This window comes from Streptomyces sp. NPDC006208 (assembly GCF_040613775.1).
Classification (GTDB): Bacteria; Actinomycetota; Actinomycetes; order Streptomycetales; family Streptomycetaceae; genus Streptomyces.
On record NZ_JBEXSW010000041.1, the window covers coordinates 63,306 to 77,925 of the forward strand.

At 70.7% G+C, this 14,620-nt stretch carries 16 protein-coding genes; 8 read left to right on the forward strand and 8 right to left on the reverse strand.

Annotated features, from left to right (window positions below):
• Positions 1-26: 26 nt before the first annotated feature.
• From ABZ208_RS29030 to ABZ208_RS29040, 3 genes are all read right to left on the reverse strand, one after another.
• On the reverse strand, positions 27-815 hold the full coding sequence (locus ABZ208_RS29030) for an SURF1 family protein (protein ID WP_356912402.1): 789 nt from the start codon (positions 813-815) through the stop codon (positions 27-29).
• A gap of 105 nt (positions 816-920) precedes the next feature.
• Positions 921-1,154, reverse strand: coding sequence for a hypothetical protein (locus ABZ208_RS29035; RefSeq protein WP_152894276.1), 234 nt, complete (start codon positions 1,152-1,154; stop codon positions 921-923).
• 64 nt (positions 1,155-1,218) lie between these two features.
• On the reverse strand, positions 1,219-2,286 hold the full coding sequence (locus tag ABZ208_RS29040) for a DEDDh family exonuclease (RefSeq protein ID WP_356912403.1): 1,068 nt from the start codon (positions 2,284-2,286) through the stop codon (positions 1,219-1,221).
• A gap of 391 nt (positions 2,287-2,677) precedes the next feature.
• Between ABZ208_RS29040 and ABZ208_RS29045 the strand changes: the two genes are divergently transcribed.
• From ABZ208_RS29045 to ABZ208_RS29060, 4 genes are all read left to right on the forward strand, one after another.
• A complete protein-coding gene (locus tag ABZ208_RS29045) occupies positions 2,678-3,400 on the forward strand; it encodes a VIT family protein (RefSeq protein WP_356912404.1) in 723 nt (240 codons plus the stop codon).
• Positions 3,401-3,559: 159 nt separating this feature from the next.
• Positions 3,560-4,441, forward strand: coding sequence for a sterol desaturase family protein (locus ABZ208_RS29050; protein WP_356912405.1), 882 nt, complete (start codon positions 3,560-3,562; stop codon positions 4,439-4,441).
• 56 nt (positions 4,442-4,497) lie between these two features.
• Positions 4,498-5,166, forward strand: coding sequence for a lysoplasmalogenase (locus tag ABZ208_RS29055; protein WP_356912417.1), 669 nt, complete (start codon positions 4,498-4,500; stop codon positions 5,164-5,166).
• 19 nt (positions 5,167-5,185) lie between these two features.
• Positions 5,186-6,229, forward strand: a complete 1,044-nt coding sequence (locus tag ABZ208_RS29060) for a zinc-dependent alcohol dehydrogenase family protein (RefSeq protein ID WP_356912406.1) — start codon at positions 5,186-5,188, stop codon at positions 6,227-6,229.
• A gap of 48 nt (positions 6,230-6,277) precedes the next feature.
• Here the strand turns inward: ABZ208_RS29060 and ABZ208_RS29065 are convergent, their stop codons facing one another.
• The 3 genes from ABZ208_RS29065 to ABZ208_RS29075 all read right to left on the reverse strand — a co-directional run bounded on the left by ABZ208_RS29065 (position 6,278) and on the right by ABZ208_RS29075 (position 9,862).
• Positions 6,278-6,817, reverse strand: a complete 540-nt coding sequence (locus tag ABZ208_RS29065; RefSeq protein ID WP_356912407.1) for a hypothetical protein — start codon at positions 6,815-6,817, stop codon at positions 6,278-6,280.
• Positions 6,818-6,872: 55 nt separating this feature from the next.
• Complete coding sequence (locus ABZ208_RS29070) at positions 6,873-8,252, reverse strand: CoA transferase (RefSeq protein WP_356912408.1); 1,380 nt, start codon at positions 8,250-8,252, stop codon at positions 6,873-6,875.
• A 77-nt stretch (positions 8,253-8,329) separates the two neighbouring features.
• Positions 8,330-9,862 (reverse strand): S8 family serine peptidase, encoded by a 1,533-nt coding sequence (locus ABZ208_RS29075; RefSeq protein WP_356912409.1) that lies wholly within the window; start codon positions 9,860-9,862, stop codon positions 8,330-8,332.
• 265 nt (positions 9,863-10,127) lie between these two features.
• On the opposite strand from ABZ208_RS29075, the gene ABZ208_RS29080 reads away from it, so the two are divergent.
• From ABZ208_RS29080 to moaA, 3 genes are all read left to right on the forward strand, one after another.
• Positions 10,128-10,496 (forward strand): DUF485 domain-containing protein, encoded by a 369-nt coding sequence (locus tag ABZ208_RS29080; protein WP_356912410.1) that lies wholly within the window; start codon positions 10,128-10,130, stop codon positions 10,494-10,496.
• Positions 10,493-12,115 (forward strand): cation acetate symporter, encoded by a 1,623-nt coding sequence (locus tag ABZ208_RS29085; protein WP_356912411.1) that lies wholly within the window; start codon positions 10,493-10,495, stop codon positions 12,113-12,115. Before ABZ208_RS29080 ends, ABZ208_RS29085 begins: the two co-directional genes overlap by 4 nt.
• 152 nt (positions 12,116-12,267) lie before the next feature.
• The gene (gene moaA / locus ABZ208_RS29090) at positions 12,268-13,257 is read left to right on the forward strand and encodes a GTP 3',8-cyclase MoaA (RefSeq protein WP_356912412.1); all 990 of its coding nucleotides are present in this window, start codon (positions 12,268-12,270) and stop codon (positions 13,255-13,257) included.
• Here the strand turns inward: moaA and ABZ208_RS29095 are convergent.
• Together ABZ208_RS29095 and ABZ208_RS29100 are read right to left on the reverse strand one after the other, a co-directional pair.
• On the reverse strand, positions 13,240-13,464 hold the full coding sequence (locus tag ABZ208_RS29095) for a hypothetical protein (protein WP_356912413.1): 225 nt from the start codon (positions 13,462-13,464) through the stop codon (positions 13,240-13,242). The two genes, moaA and ABZ208_RS29095, sit on opposite strands and share 18 nt — an antisense overlap.
• A gap of 191 nt (positions 13,465-13,655) precedes the next feature.
• Positions 13,656-14,030: a DUF3099 domain-containing protein gene (locus ABZ208_RS29100; protein ID WP_356912418.1), complete on the reverse strand. Its 375-nt coding sequence runs from the start codon at positions 14,028-14,030 to the stop codon at positions 13,656-13,658.
• 229 nt (positions 14,031-14,259) lie between these two features.
• Here ABZ208_RS29100 and ABZ208_RS29105 point away from each other — a divergent pair, with 229 nt between their 5' ends.
• Positions 14,260-14,532, forward strand: coding sequence for a GlsB/YeaQ/YmgE family stress response membrane protein (locus ABZ208_RS29105; protein ID WP_356912414.1), 273 nt, complete (start codon positions 14,260-14,262; stop codon positions 14,530-14,532).
• Positions 14,533-14,620 lie beyond the last annotated feature (88 nt).

Consider the following 14,620-nt stretch of genomic DNA (forward strand, 5'->3'; position numbering starts at 1 on the left):
CGCCGTGTTCCCCCGGGAGTTGTCCGCTATGCCGTCGCGGCAGCCGGCTCCGGCGCCGGATCCGCGGCCGTGACGGCGCGGTCCTTCTTCTCCCGCCGTACGAGGATCACCCAGCCGACCGGCACGGACGCGGCGAACAGCCACCACTGAACCGCGTATGCCATGTGCGCGCCGATGGAGTCGTGGTCGGGGTCCGGGATCGGCTCGATGCTGTCGTCGGCCGGCTCCGGCGCGGTCATCTCCAGATAGCCGCCCAGCAGGGGCCTGTCCAGGGCCCTGGCCTGCTGTTCGCTGTTGATCAGCATCACCTGGCGGGGCGGCAGACCCGACAGGTCCTTGATCCCGCTGGCGCCGGTCGTCTCGTCGGCCTTGAGCCGGCCGGTGACGGTGACGGTGCCCCGGGGCGCGGCAGGCACGGTGGGGAACGCCTGCTGGTCGGCGGCGGCCGGGACCCAGCCCCGGTTGACCAGGACGGCGGAGCCGTCGGACAGCACCAGAGGGGTGAGGACATGGAAGCCGACCCGGTCGTCGGCGTTGGTGCGGCGGCGCACGACGACTTCGTGGGCGGTGTCGAACGTGCCCGTCGCGGTGGCCTTCCGCCAGTAGTCGGCGCGGGGGACCGTGTGCCCGGGGGAGCTGAGCTCGTCTACCGGTGCCGGCTTCGCCTCGAGATTCCGGGCGATCAGGGAGTTCTGGGCGACCCGGCGCTCGTGGCGGTGCAGCTGCCAGAAGCCCAGCTCGACCATCGTGGGGACGAGGACGAGGGCAATGAGGGTGAGGATCACCCACTGCCGGGACAACAGGAAGCGGTACACGGCCTCGACCGTACCTGCTGACGGCCCGCGGCCCGGACGGGGGGTCCCGTCAGGGCCGCGCACACGGGAAGATCCGATTCTGCAATCGGGCCGCCGCCCGCCCGGTCACACCTTGTCCACGATGCCCACCCTGCCCTCCGCGCGGGCGCAGTGGCCCCCGCAGTACCAGTGGCCCTCGACTTCGACGCCCTGGCCGATGATCTGGACCCGGCAGTGTTCACAGATGGGCGCCATGCGGTGAATGGCGCAGGAGAAGCAGTCGAAGACGTGCACCGCGCCTTGCGCGTGCACCTCGAAGGACATGCCGTAGTCGTTTCCGCATACCTCGCAACGTGCCATGCGCCACAGGGTGGGACTCAGCACTGGCCGGGGGCGAGCGGGCGGCGGGCGAGTCGCGCCGGGTTCACTCCGATGCGGGTGCCGGGGCGGGCGGTGCGGCGGGTCGTGGTACTGCCGGAACCGCCGCCGGACCGGCGACCGCGGCTGCCTGCGGATCCCCCGGGGAGGGCGCCACGTCCCGCAGCAGCTGGGTGAAGGCCGCCTCGTCCACGACCGGAGTGCCGTACGCCGCGGCCTTCACGGTCTTCGACGTCGACGCGTCCGGGTCGTTGGTCACCAGCAGACTCGTCAGCCGCGAGACGCTCGTGGCGACATGCAGCCCGGCCTCGATCGCACGGTCCTCCAGAAGCTCGCGCTCGGTCGACGTGTCGCCGGAGAACGCCACCCGCATCCCCTGGAGCAACTGCCCGCCCTTCTCGTACCGCCCCGGGTTGGGGTACGGGCACGGCGGGCGTTTGCGCGAGGGCCGCCAGCTGCCGTGTCCGTACGACGGCTGGTAGCCGATCCGCGGCGTGGCGGGGGAGTCGGACCACTCCGTCAGGGGACGGCATTCGAGCAACGGCAGGCGGACCCCGTCACGCGCCGCCGCGTGAAGGCTCGGCCGGAACGCCTCGGCCAGGACCCGCGCGTCGTCCAGCGCGTGGTGCGCGCGCTGCTGCACGACGCCGAAGTGCGCCGCGAGCGACGCCAGCTTGTGGTTGGGCAGCGGCAGCCGGAGCTCCTTGGCGAGCGCGATGGTGCACAGGCGCTGCCTCGTCGGCGCCGACCGGCTCGCCCGTGCGTACTCCCGGGCGAGCATCGACCAGTCGAAGATGGCGTTGTGCGCGACCAGCACCCGACCGTCGAGCCGGGTGGAGAGCTCCGCCGCGATCTCGCCGAACAGGGGCGCGCCTTCCAGGACATCGCTCGTCAGACCGTGGATCCACACAGGCCCCGGATCGCGCTCCGGATTGACCAGCGTGTACCAGTGGTCCTCGACATTGCCGTGGGCGTCGAGACGGTAGACCGCGGCAGACACTATCCGGTCCTCACGGGCGAGTCCGGTGGTCTCCACGTCGACGACCGCGTACCCCTTCGGATACGCGGCCGGCCACGTCGTCGCTGCGGTCGTACGGTCGTCGAGCATGGTCACAGAGAATACGGGCCGTCACTGACAACACTCGCCGCCCCGTACCCCGGCCTCGCCGGCCAGGCGCTGCGACCAGGTCCCCGGCTCCGTCAGTTCCAGGCCCACGGCCGTCAACAGGGCTCGGAAACAGCGGACATACGGTGCCACTCGCCCGCTCCGGCACCACCCGACCGTGTACCGGCGCGAGAGCGGCGCGCACGTGCCGGACGCGAGCCCGTGTGCCGCTCCGGGACGCGTTTCGCGCTCCGGCGCATCACGTCCGCGGAGGCGCGCCGCGAACGCTGCGGGCTTCTCAGCAGCTCCGCGCCGCTCACGTGCCGTGCCCGCCTCCACCGGATGCATTTTCCGCGGGTTGTTCCGGACGCGGCACAGCACCGGGTGAGACCCTCCCCGGGTGACTGATACGACGGGCGGTCCGCCCCACGAGGAGGCTCACGGCGGCGGTCTCGGTACCCGCCTCAACTGGCTGCGCGCCGCGGTGCTCGGCGCCAACGACGGTGTCGTCTCCACCGCCGGCCTGGTCGTCGGTGTCGCGGGCGCGACCGGATCCCGGGGCGCCCTGCTCACTGCGGGTCTGTCCGGGCTGCTGGCCGGATCCATGTCGATGGCGGCCGGCGAGTACGTCTCGGTCTCCACGCAGCGCGACTCCGAGAAGGCCGCCCTGGCGGTCGAGAAGCGGGAGCTGAAGGAGCAGCCGGCGGCCGAACTGGAAGAACTGACCCAGCTGTTGGCGGACCGGGGCCTGTCACCCGACGTGGCACGCGAGGCCGCGGTCCAGCTCACCGAACGGGACGCCCTGCGCGCCCACGCCCGGGTCGAACTCGGCATCGATCCCGACCAGTTGACCAACCCCTGGCACGCGGCGGGCGCGAGTTTCCTGGCGTTCACCGTGGGCGCCCTGCTGCCCCTGCTCGCGATCGTGCTGCCCTCGTCGTCCCTGCGTCTGCCCGTCACCGTCGTGTCCGTCCTCGCCGCCCTCGCCTTCACCGGCTGGTGGAGCGCCCGGCTGGGCGGCGCTGGGGTGGGCCCGGCGGTGCTGCGCAATGTGGGCGGCGGGGCGCTGGCGATGGCGGTGACGTACGCGGCGGGGACGCTGCTGGGAGCGGCGGGGGTGTGAATCACGTCCTGTGCAGGGAAGGCACCGGCCCGCCGGATCGCGGACCGGGCGGTGGCGGGCTCTTGGCGGAAGTCGCCAAAAGCTGCTGACAGACCCTCTCGCATACTTGTTGGTAACACCATCTAGCCGTGCCCCGGTGCCCGCCTCTACGGTGCCCGCATGCCGAACCTGCCCGATGTCGTGCTGTGGTCGATACCCGCCTTCGTCCTGCTCACCGTCCTGGAGATGGTCAGCTACCGGCTGCATCCCGACGAGGATGCCGCCGGCTACGAGGCCAAGGACGCCGCGACCAGCATCGGCATGGGTCTCGGCAGCCTCTTCTTCGACCTCGTGTGGAAGATCCCCGTCGTCGCGCTCTACTCGGCCCTCTACGCGTTCACACCGGCCCGTGTCCCGGTCCTGTGGTGGACGGTCCTGCTGATGCTGCTGGCGCAGGACTTCTTCTACTACTGGTCGCACCGCGGCCACCACGTGATCCGGATTCTGTGGGCGTGCCATGTCGTCCACCACTCCAGCCGGAAGTTCAACCTCAGCACCGCGCTGCGCCAGCCCTGGACCGGCCTGACCTCCTGGCCGTTCTATCTGCCGCTCGTCGCCTGCGGTGTGCACCCGGCCGCGCTCGCCTTCTGTTCCTCCGTCAATCTCGTCTACCAGTTCTGGATCCACACCGAGCGCATCGACAAGCTGCCGCGGCCGTTCGAGTACGTCCTCAACACGCCGTCCCACCACCGGGTGCACCACGCCTCCCAGGGCGGTTATCTGGACCGCAATTTCGGGGGCATCCTCATCCTGTGGGACCGGCTGTTCGGGTCCTTCGCGGCCGAGACCGAGCGTCCCGTGTTCGGGCTGACCAAGAACATCGAGACGTACAACCCGCTGCGCGTGGCCACGCACGAGTACGTGGCCATCGCCAGGGACGTACGGGAGGCCCGTACCCTGCGCGAGATGGCCGGGCGCGTCTTCCGCGGGCCCGGCTGGCAGCCGGCATCCCCCGCTCCGCTCGCCGGCGATGCCGCACCGGCCGCCAAGGGCGCGGCATGACCGCCCCGGACACAGGACCCGGCGCCGCCGACGTGGCCGGCAAGCCCTTGGTCCGTATGCCCTTCACCCGCCCGCCCTTCGCCGGTGAGCTGCGCGCAGGCTTCCTGCTCGGCGCCTTCGTGCTCGCCGCCCTGGCCGACCTCGTCAGTCTCCTTGCCGGGGTCCGGACCGGGCACCTCGTCGCCAAGCCGTTGCTCATGCCGCTGCTGGCGGCGTACGTCGCGGTGGCCGGCGGGCCGAGGCTCCTCGTCGCTGCGCTGCTCCTCGGCTGGGGCGGCGACGTGTTCCTGCTCCTCGACGCCGACTGGGCGTTCCTCGTGGGCATGGGTTCCTTCGCCGCCGGGCACGTCTGCTACCTGCTGCTGTTCGGCAGGGCCCGTACGTCACCGGCCGTGGCCGCCGGGTACGGCGCCGTGCTCGTCGGACTCGTCGTCCTCCTGTGGCCGGACCTGCCCGCCGAGCTGCGCGTCCCGGTGGCCGGCTACTCCCTCCTGCTGACGGCCATGGCCTGCCGGGCCACCGGCCTCGGCCGGCTCGCGGGGGCGGGCGGCGCGCTGTTCCTGCTGTCGGACGCCCTCATCGCCACCGGCATGGCCGGGTGGCCGCAGCTGCCCGCCCCGGATTTCTGGATCATGCTCACCTACTGCGCCGCCCAGCTGCTGCTGACCGCTGGTGCACAGGAGCGTGCCGCACAGGCGTACGGTGTGAGGCATACACCTGTCTGACCCAGCAAGGACCTTCAGCATGCGCGCCACCGTCATCCACGCCCCGCACGACATCCGCGTGGAGGAGGTGCCGGATCCCGTCGTCCAGCAGCCGACCGACGCCGTGCTGCGGGTCCTGCGGGCCTGTATATGCGGCAGCGACCTGTGGGCGTACCGCGGTCAGGCGGCCCGTCGACCCGGGCAGCGCATCGGGCACGAGTTCCTCGGTGTGGTCGAGGAGGCCGGCTCCGCCGTCACCGGGTTCGAGCCCGGCGACCTGGTCGTCGCCCCGTTCGTCTGGTCCGACGGCACCTGCGACTTCTGCGCCGGGGGCCTGCAGACCTCCTGCCCTCAGGGCGGCTTCTGGGGCTCGGTCGGCTTCGACGGAGGCCAGGGTGAGGCAGTGCGCGTGCCCTTCGCCGACGGCACCCTCGTCAAGCTCCCCGCCGACGCGGTCTCCGACGACCGGCTGCTGACCGCACTGCTCGCGCTCTCCGACGTCCTCGGCACCGGGCACCACGCCGCCGTCGGCGCGGGCGTGACCAAGGGCACCACCGTGGCGGTGGTCGGCGACGGAGCCGTCGGGCTGTGCGGCGTACTGGCCGCCAAGCGCCTGGGTGCCGAGCGGATCATCGCCCTCGGCCGTCACCAGGTGCGCACCGACATCGCCCGCACGTTCGGGGCGACCGACGTCGTGGCCGAGCGCGGCGAGGCGGCCGTCGCCGCGGTGCGTGAGCTGACCGGCGGCCAGGGTGCGCACGCCGTGATCGAGGCCGTCGGTACGGAGCAGTCGATGCGCACGGCCGTCGAGATCACCCGCGACGGGGGCACGATCGGCTATGTCGGCGTCCCGCACGGCAGCGGCACCGGCCTGGACCTGGGTGTGATGTTCGACCGGAACATCTCGCTGCGCGGCGGCGTGGCCCCGGTCCGCGCGTACATCCCCGAGCTGCTGCCCGACGTTCTCGACGGCACCATCGACCCGTCACCCGTCTTCGACCTGGCGGTCGGCCTGGAGGGTGTCCCGGACGGCTACCGCGCGATGGACGAGCGCACCGCGCTGAAGGTGCTCATCAAGCCGTGACCCGGCACCGGACGTGACCGGCTCCGGCCCGGTCACGCGCCCGGCAGTTCAGGCCGGGGCGGGCTCGGGGACGCGGCGCAGCATGATGACATGCGGCAGATCGGACCACTCGTCCTGGCGCAGCGCCCAACCCTGCGCCTCGGCCACCCGCAGCACATGGCCCGCGCCGACGGCCCGGTACTTGCGCACCGGTATCTCGCAGGTCGAGACGGGCGCCGCCCGGCCCACCGGTGCCGTGGCCCTGGTGGTCAGGTCGGCCACCGCCTTGTCGGCGCGCCGCGCGTAGAAATCCGCGTCCCCCTCGTGCCGCAGCTCGGGCCAGGAAACGAACCAGCGCGGCCACAGCTGCACCCGGTCACCCACCTTGTCGACTGCCTTCAAGAAGCCCTTCTCGAACCCCGGGATGATCGAAAGCACTTCACCCACCAGGCCGAATGCGAGCAGGAACAGCGTGCCGCCCAGCACCAGCGCCCAGTGCAGCGGCAACAGCACCACGGTCAGCAGGAACAGCAACCAGAGCCGGGCCGCGGAACGGACGGGCAGCGGCTCCCACGAACTCGCGTGGTATTCGGGGTGCTTGTGGTACACGGGTGACTCCAGAGGAGGGTGACGAGATCCGGAGCGGCAGGCTACGCGACCGGTTTCAGCGCCACTCGGGCGCATCCGTCCCCCAAATCCCCGGCGGACGGTCCCAGTCGGCCGGGCCGCCGGCATACGACACGGCCGGCAGCACATGCCGCAGTCGCCCCATCGGGCTGTCCTTCTCCGTGAGCCACCGCGAGGCGTCGTACGGGTCCGACGGCCGGTCCGGGGTTCTCTCCAGGTGGTTGACCAGCCATGCCCCCGTCTGGGAGAGGGCCAGTTCCACCAGCCGGGCCCCGCCCCTCTCGTGCTGCTCCGTCAGCGCACGCAGCACACCGGCGGCCATCAGACAGCCGGTGCCGTGGTCCAGGGCCTGCGCGGGCAGCGCCCCGGGCCGGTCCTGGTCACCCTCGATCACGGCGATGCCCGAGGCCGCCTGCATCAGACTGTCGAACCCGCGCCGCCGCGCCCAGGGTCCGTACCGTCCCCATGCCGACAGGCGGGCCACGACCAGACCCGGGCGGCGGGCGGCGAGTTCCTCGGGGCTCAGGCCGAACCGGTCCATCGCGCCCGGACGGTAGCCCGTCGCCACCACGTCGGCCGAGGCCAGTAGCTCCTCGAAGACGGCCCGGTCGGCCGCACTGCCCAGGTCGAGGCGGGTCGACCGTTTCCCCACCCCGGTGTCGTTGTGGGCCTCCTGACTTTCCGGCAGACCGGACGGGTCGACCCGCAGCACGTCCGCGCCGAGCAGGGCCAGTGTGCGGGTGGCGACCGGGCCGGCGAGCACCCGGGTCAGGTCGAGCACGCGCAGTCCCGCACACGGCCGCGCCGCCGATCCGCCCACGGCCCGCGGCGCCTGCTCGTCCCCGATCCGCTCCATGACCAGCAGCGGATGTCCGGCGGCAGCCGCACCCTGCGGGTGCGCGGCCCACTCCTTCGCGCTGCGCACGGCAACGGCCAGTCCGCCTGCCGCGTACACCCGCTCCTCGACGGCCTGCGCCGGCAGCTGCCCGACCGCGATGGCCACGGCGTCCGCGTCCGCGTCCGCCGGCAGCCCGAGCGCATCCAGCAACCGGGTCCGGTGATGCGGGTAGTTGGCATGCGTGCGCACCCAGCTGTCGGCCGCGCGCCAGAACCGGGAGAGCGGGGCGAAGGTCGTCGGGGCCACGCCGTCGACCCGCACCAGCCGGTCGCTGAGGAAGGCGGCGGTCACCGTGCCGTCGTCGACCCGCACCGTCGGGACCGGCCCGCCGCCGCGCCGCGCCGCGAGCTCGGCGGCGGCGAGGGAGCACACCGCCACGGTGGAGCGCGCCAGCTCCATGACGGGCAGCCGCGAAGGCAGCGAGCCGGTCCCTTCGTACGACACCCGCTCCAGCAGGGCGGGATCGCCGCCCACAGCGGCCCAGGCCTGGGCCGTACCGCTCGAGGATGTATGAGCCATACCGCCACTATGGCACCGAGTGCCATACGAAGGGCCCGGCGCGGAACTCCGCGCCGGGCCCTTCGGACAGGCAGGTGTCAGCGGCGAACGGCGTCCAGGGCGTCGGCGACACCCGTGCCGTAGAAGCCGTTGTTGCGCTTACCGCCCTCGCAGACCGCGTCGACGGTGCCGTCACCGTCGATGTCGTACGGGGTGGTGCACTCGGTGTCGTCCGCCTGCGCGTACAGCAGACCCTTCACCAGCGCCGGCGGCGCGTACGGGTGGGTCGACTTGATGAGCGCGGCGACACCCGCGACATGCGGAGAGGCCATCGAGGTGCCGGCCTTGTAGCCGTACTTGCCGCCAGGCAGCGTGGACAGGATCCGGCCGTCGGTGGCCGGCGCGTCCGGCGCCTGGAAACGCGTCGCGTCTCCGCCGGGGGCGGAGATGTCGATGACGCCCTGGCCGTAGTTGGAGTACGAGGACTTCAGGCCCTTCGCACCCAGCGCGGAGACCGTGACGACACCCGGGATCTGGGTGGGGATGTCCAGGCAGTCGCGCGGGTTGACGACGCGGGAGCCCGGGGTGGTGTCGTTCGGGCTCGAGGTGTCGGTGAGCTCGTCGGCGGCGAGGTCCATGTCCGAGTTGCCGGCCGCGGCGACGTTCACCGCGCCCTTGCGCTCCGCGTACCGCAGCGCGCGGACGTGCGCGTCGATCAGAGCCTTCTGGTCGGCGTCGTTCTTGCAGTTGAACAGCCACGGGTCCGTGTAGTAGCTGTTGTTGGTCACATCGACGCCGTGCTCGGCGGCCCACACGAAGCCGCACACGACGGCCTCGGTGTAGAAGAAGCCGTCGGGCTGCGAGACCTTGATGCCGGAGACCTTCACGCCCGGCGCGACGCCGGTGACGCCGACGCCGTTCTTGGCCGCGGCTATCGTGCCCGCGACGTGCGTGCCGTGGTCGCTCTCGCCCGGGCCCGGACGCCAGGCGCCGTCCGCCGTGTTGGGCACGCCGCCCACGCAGCTGACCGACGCGTTGCGGTCGAAGTTCGGGGCGAGGTCGGGGTGGGTGTCGTCGACACCCGTGTCGATGACCGCGACCGTGACCTTCTTGCTGCCCAGCGTCTTCTCGTGGGCCTTGTCCGCCTTGATGGCGGACAGGTCCCACTGGAGGGGCTCGAGCGGGTCCTGGTCGGAATCCGCCTCGGCCGCCGCCTTCTCGGCCTCGTCGGCGGTCAGCGGGCGCTCCGATTCGATGGCCGTGTCGGCCGAGGGCGTCAGCGGGGCGGTGCGGGTGGCACCGGCCGACTCGACACCGCGGACCTTGCGGATCGTCTCGGCGAACGCCGGGTTCTGCGAGTGGACGACGATGACGCCTATCTGGTCGTAGGCGATCACCACCGAACCGCCGGCCTTGGCTATCGCCTTCTTGACCGACTTGGCGGTGCCGTGGCCGCCCTTCACGTTCACGACGTACGACAGCTTCGGGCCGTCGGTCGACACTGCTGCCGGGGTCTCGTCCGTCGGAGCCGCCGAGGCGGCACCCGCGGGCAGAAATCCGAGCGAAGCAGTGAGCGCCAGACCGGCGGGCAGAGCAAGCGCGCGCCGCCGTCTGGATCCCAGATGAGCCATGGGTTCTCCACATCATCCGTGAAAACCGCTCAGACACCCCTGTTGCGAATGAGCGGTACATGCCGAGCGAAACTATCGCCGATCAAGGGGCGCCATCAATGCGTTCGGAGCACGAGTTCGAGAAGAAGCGCGGAAGAACGGGCCGAGGTTGAACCCGGTCGGCGCGTGCTCCGTGCCGTTGGCAGGGGGCGGAGCAACATCAATCCGCCCCCACAGAGAGGTCGTCCCCATGTCCATCCCCACCGCAGCGTCGCGAGGAGACTCCGTGGCCACCGATGCACCGCCGCCGCCCAAGGGCGGCACGGACACCAGCCCCGCCCAGCCCACGACCCAGTCGTTCGTTCAGGTGCACGAGAGTGCGGAATTCGGCGAACTGCGCCGCGCCTACCGTTCCTTCGCCTTCCCCCTGACCATTGCCTTCATCGCCTGGTACCTGCTCTTCGTCCTGCTGTCCAACTACGCGGGCGGCTTCATGGGCACCAAGCTCTTCGGCAACATCAACGTCGCGCTGGTCTTCGGACTCGCCCAGTTCGCCACCACGTTCCTCATCGCCTGGCTCTACTCGCGCCACGCCGCGACCAAGCTCGACCCCAAAGCCGAGGCCATCAAGTCCCGTCTGGAGGCTGACGCATGAGCACCCCCCTCCAGCTGGCGGCCGCGAGTGCCACCAGCGAGCACCGGCCGCTCATCATCACGCTGTTCGCCTGCTTCGTCGTGGCGACGCTGTTCATCACCGTCCGGGCCGGCCGGCAGACCAAGAGCGCCGCCGACTTCTACGCGGGCGGCCGCCAGTTCACGGGCTTCCAGAACGGCCTGGCGATCTCCGGCGACTACATGTCCGCCGCCTCGTTCCTCGGTATCGCCGGCGCCATCGCCCTCTTCGGCTACGACGGCTTCCTCTACTCCATCGGCTTCCTGGTGGCCTGGCTCGTCGCCCTGCTGCTGGTCGCCGAGCCGCTGCGCAACTCCGGCCGATTCACGATGGGCGACGTACTCGCCTACCGGATGCGCCAGCGACCGGTCCGTACCGCTGCGGGCACCTCCACCATCGTCGTCTCGATCTTCTACCTGCTGGCGCAGATGGCGGGCGCCGGTGTGCTGGTGTCCCTGCTCCTCGGGATCACCAGCGACGCGGGGAAGATCGCGATCGTGGCTCTGGTCGGCGTACTGATGATCGTGTACGTGACCATCGGGGGTATGAAGGGCACCACGTGGGTGCAGATGGTCAAGGCCGTCCTGCTCATCGCCGGAACCCTGCTGATCACCTTCCTGGTGATGTGGAAGTTCAACTTCAACGTCTCCGACCTGCTCGGCAAGGCCGCCGACAACAGCGGCAAGGGGGCGGCGTTCCTGGAGCCGGGCCTGAAGTACGGCGCCACCGGCACGTCGAAACTGGACTTCATCTCCCTCGGCATCGCGCTCGTGCTCGGCACCGCGGGACTGCCCCACATCCTCATCCGCTTCTACACGGTGCCCACCGCCAAGGCCGCCCGTAAGTCCGTCGTCTGGGCCATCGGCATCATCGGCTCGTTCTACCTGATGACCATCGCGCTCGGCTTCGGCGCCGCGGCCCTCGTCGGATCCGCCGAGATCACCGCGTCCAACAAGGCCGGCAACACGGCGGCACCCCTCCTCGCGCTGCACATCGGCGGCGTCGACTCGGCGGGCGGCGCGATCCTGCTCGCCGTGATCTCCGCGGTCGCCTTCGCCACCATCCTCGCGGTGGTCGCCGGGCTCACCCTCGCCTCCTCCTCGTCGTTCGCGCACGACATCTACGCGAACGTCATCCGCAGGGGGCAGGCCACCGAACAGGAAGAGGTCCGCGCGGCCCGCTGGGCGACCGTCGCCATCGGCGTGGTCTCCATCGCCCTGGGCGCCATGGCCCGCGATCTGAACGTGGCGGGACTCGTCGCCCTCGCCTTCGCGGTCGCCGCCTCGGCGAATCTGCCGACGCTTCTCTACAGCCTGTTCTGGAAGCGGTTCACCACGCAGGGCGCGCTGTGGTCCATCTATGGCGGTCTCGCCACCTCCGTCCTGCTGGTGCTGTTCTCGCCGGTGGTCTCCGGGAAGCCGACGTCGATGTTCCCCGGCGCGGACTTCGCCTGGTTCCCGCTGGAGAACCCCGGTCTGATCTCCATCCCGGTCGGCTTCCTTCTCGGCTGGCTCGGCTCCCTGCTGTCCAAGGAGGAGCCCGACCAGGGCAAGTACGCCGAGCTCGAGGTCAAGTCGCTCACCGGCGCCGGAGCGCACTGATCCGGACGGGCAGGTTCCCCCGGTGATCGGCCGCGTCGTAGAGTCCTACGACGCGGCCGTGCCGTTGCTCGTGTCAATCGGGCCGCTGCCGTGTCACCGGTCTGGCGTAGGCTCGAAGGCATCGGATCCGCGAATCGGGGAGGGGGCCCGCAGTGCTCATCGACACCTACGGCCGTGTGGCCACTGACCTGCGTGTTTCTCTGACTGATCGGTGCAATCTGCGGTGCTCCTACTGCATGCCCGAAGAGGGACTGCAGTGGCTCGCCAAGCCCGATCTGCTCTCCGACGACGAGATCGTGCGGCTGATCCGGATCGCCGTCACCGATCTCGGCATCACCGAGGTCCGCTTCACCGGCGGCGAGCCTCTGCTGCGCCCCGGGATCGTCGGCATCGTGGAGAACGTCGCCGCGCTCGCACCGCGCCCTCAGATGTCGCTGACCACCAACGGCATCGGTCTGAGGCGCACCGCCACCGCGCTCAAGGCCGCCGGACTCGACCGGGTCAATGTCTCCCTCGACACCCTGCGCCCGGATGTCTTCAAGACCCTCACCCGCCGCGACCGGCACAAGGACGTCCTGGAGGGCCTCGAAGCCGCCCGCGCAGCCGGGCTCACACCGGTCAAGGTCAATGCCGTGCTCATGCCGGGGCTCAATGACGACGAGGCCCCTGACCTGCTGGCCTGGGCCGTGGCCAACGACTACGAACTGCGTTTCATCGAGCAGATGCCCCTCGACGCGCAGCACGGCTGGAAGCGTGACGGCATGATCACCGCGGGCGACATCCTGGAGTCGCTGCGGACCCGCTTCACCCTCACACCCGAGGGCGACGAGGCGCGCGGCTCGGCACCCGCCGAGCGCTGGCTCGTGGACGGCGGACCGCACCGCGTCGGAGTCATCGCCTCTGTGACCCGGCCCTTCTGCCAGGCCTGCGACCGCACCCGCCTCACTGCCGACGGTCAGGTGCGCACCTGTCTGTTCGCCACCGAGGAGACGGACCTGCGAGCTGCCCTGCGCTCGGACGCGCCGGACGAGGAGATCGCCCGCATATGGAAGCTGGCGATGTGGGGAAAGAAGGCCGGATCCGGTCTGGACGATCCGTCCTTCCTTCAGCCCGATCGCCCCATGTCAGCCATCGGCGGCTGAGCGCCGCTCCCACTCCACGAGCGTCACGACGTCCTTCAGAAAACCGCGTACGTCGAGGAACTGGGACAAATGTTCGCGATGCTCCTCGCACGCGAGCCAGGTCTTGCGGCGGTCCGGGGTGTGCAGCTTCGGGTTGTTCCAGGCCAGCACCCACACGGCGGCTGTCCGGCAGCCCTTGGCGGAACAGATCGGGGTCTCGTCACTCACCTGATCATTGTCCCAACATGGCGACGCCGAGCAGCCACGGGGGGAGCTGCCCGGCGTCGGTCCGTCGCTCCGACGGGGGATGCGGAGCGCGCTACGAAGTATGTCACGGGTAACGGGGTGTGGTGCACCGGAACTTCACGATTGATCTGAGGTTTTCCTGAGGTTCGCAGGCTTCCGGCCACGGACCGCGTTCAGCTTTGGCCATGCCCCGATCGGTCGTGCTCGGACGCCCCCGGCTCCGTCCCGGAATCCGCCGCGTCCTGTCCGCTCGGCGGTGCGATCATCGGCCTCTCGGGGGAGGGGACGAACGTCGACGGAAGTGAAGGGGCGTTCTCCCGGCCCGCGTTGGCGATGACCACGGCGATGTACGGCAGGACGGCACCCAGCACCAGTGCCACGATCGCCACATGGCGCTCGACGTTCCACAGGACTGCTGAGGCGATCACCGCCAGGGTCCGCACCGACATCGAGATGACATAGCGGCGCTGCCGGCCACGCACATCGTCGGCAAGTCCCTGCCGGGCCCCGGTGATCCGGAAGACTTCTGTGCCGCCGCGCTTCCGCATCACGTTCCACCACCTGATTTCCGCGCCGGACGTTCCAGGTCCGGACGTCTCCACGGTACGCCCGGCCTGCGGCGGCCACGAGGGCGGGGCGGCGCACCGATCCTGTGCCGGGCGGCGCCGTGAGCCCGTACGGCTGCGGTCGACATGCGCTGTATGACGTACGGGCCGACACTGGCGGCGTAACTGCTCACGCAGAGCTTTACCAGCAGAGCCGTACGAGGAGGCAGCCATGGGCTGGTTGTGGGCGATCATCGTGGGATTCGTGCTGGGACTGATCGCCAAGGCGCTCCTCCCCGGCAAGCAGCACAGTCCGCTCTGGCTGATCACCATCTTCGGCATCATCGGCGCCGTGATCGGCAACGCGCTGGCAAGTGCCTTCGGCATCGACGAGACCGCCGGCATCGACTGGGGCCGGCACGCGCTCCAGCTCGGGGCCGCGGTGCTCGTCGTCTTCCTCGGGGAGATGGCCTACACCTCCGTACGCAGCAAACGAACGGCATAGGGAGGGCGCCGGAACACGGCGCTCAGCGGCGGACGGCGGCGGCCGGGCGGGTACCGCACCCTCAACTCACCGTGCCCACCAACTCACC

What these genes read in the sequence shown, in the direction of transcription:
- ABZ208_RS29105 (WP_356912414.1), top strand. Translation starts at nt 14,260, where the DNA reads ATGGGCTGGTTGTGGGCGATCATCGTGGGATTCGTGCTGGGACTGATC.
- ABZ208_RS29060 (WP_356912406.1), top strand. Translation starts at nt 5,186, where the DNA reads ATGCGCGCCACCGTCATCCACGCCCCGCACGACATCCGCGTGGAGGAG.
- ABZ208_RS29035 (WP_152894276.1), bottom strand. Translation starts at nt 1,154, where the DNA reads ATGGCACGTTGCGAGGTATGCGGAAACGACTACGGCATGTCCTTCGAG.
- ABZ208_RS29070 (WP_356912408.1), bottom strand. Translation starts at nt 8,252, where the DNA reads ATGGCTCATACATCCTCGAGCGGTACGGCCCAGGCCTGGGCCGCTGTG.
- ABZ208_RS29050 (WP_356912405.1), top strand. Translation starts at nt 3,560, where the DNA reads ATGCCGAACCTGCCCGATGTCGTGCTGTGGTCGATACCCGCCTTCGTC.
- ABZ208_RS29055 (WP_356912417.1), top strand. Translation starts at nt 4,498, where the DNA reads ATGCCCTTCACCCGCCCGCCCTTCGCCGGTGAGCTGCGCGCAGGCTTC.
- ABZ208_RS29085 (WP_356912411.1), top strand. Translation starts at nt 10,493, where the DNA reads ATGAGCACCCCCCTCCAGCTGGCGGCCGCGAGTGCCACCAGCGAGCAC.
- ABZ208_RS29075 (WP_356912409.1), bottom strand. Translation starts at nt 9,862, where the DNA reads ATGGCTCATCTGGGATCCAGACGGCGGCGCGCGCTTGCTCTGCCCGCC.
- ABZ208_RS29100 (WP_356912418.1), bottom strand. Translation starts at nt 14,030, where the DNA reads ATGCGGAAGCGCGGCGGCACAGAAGTCTTCCGGATCACCGGGGCCCGG.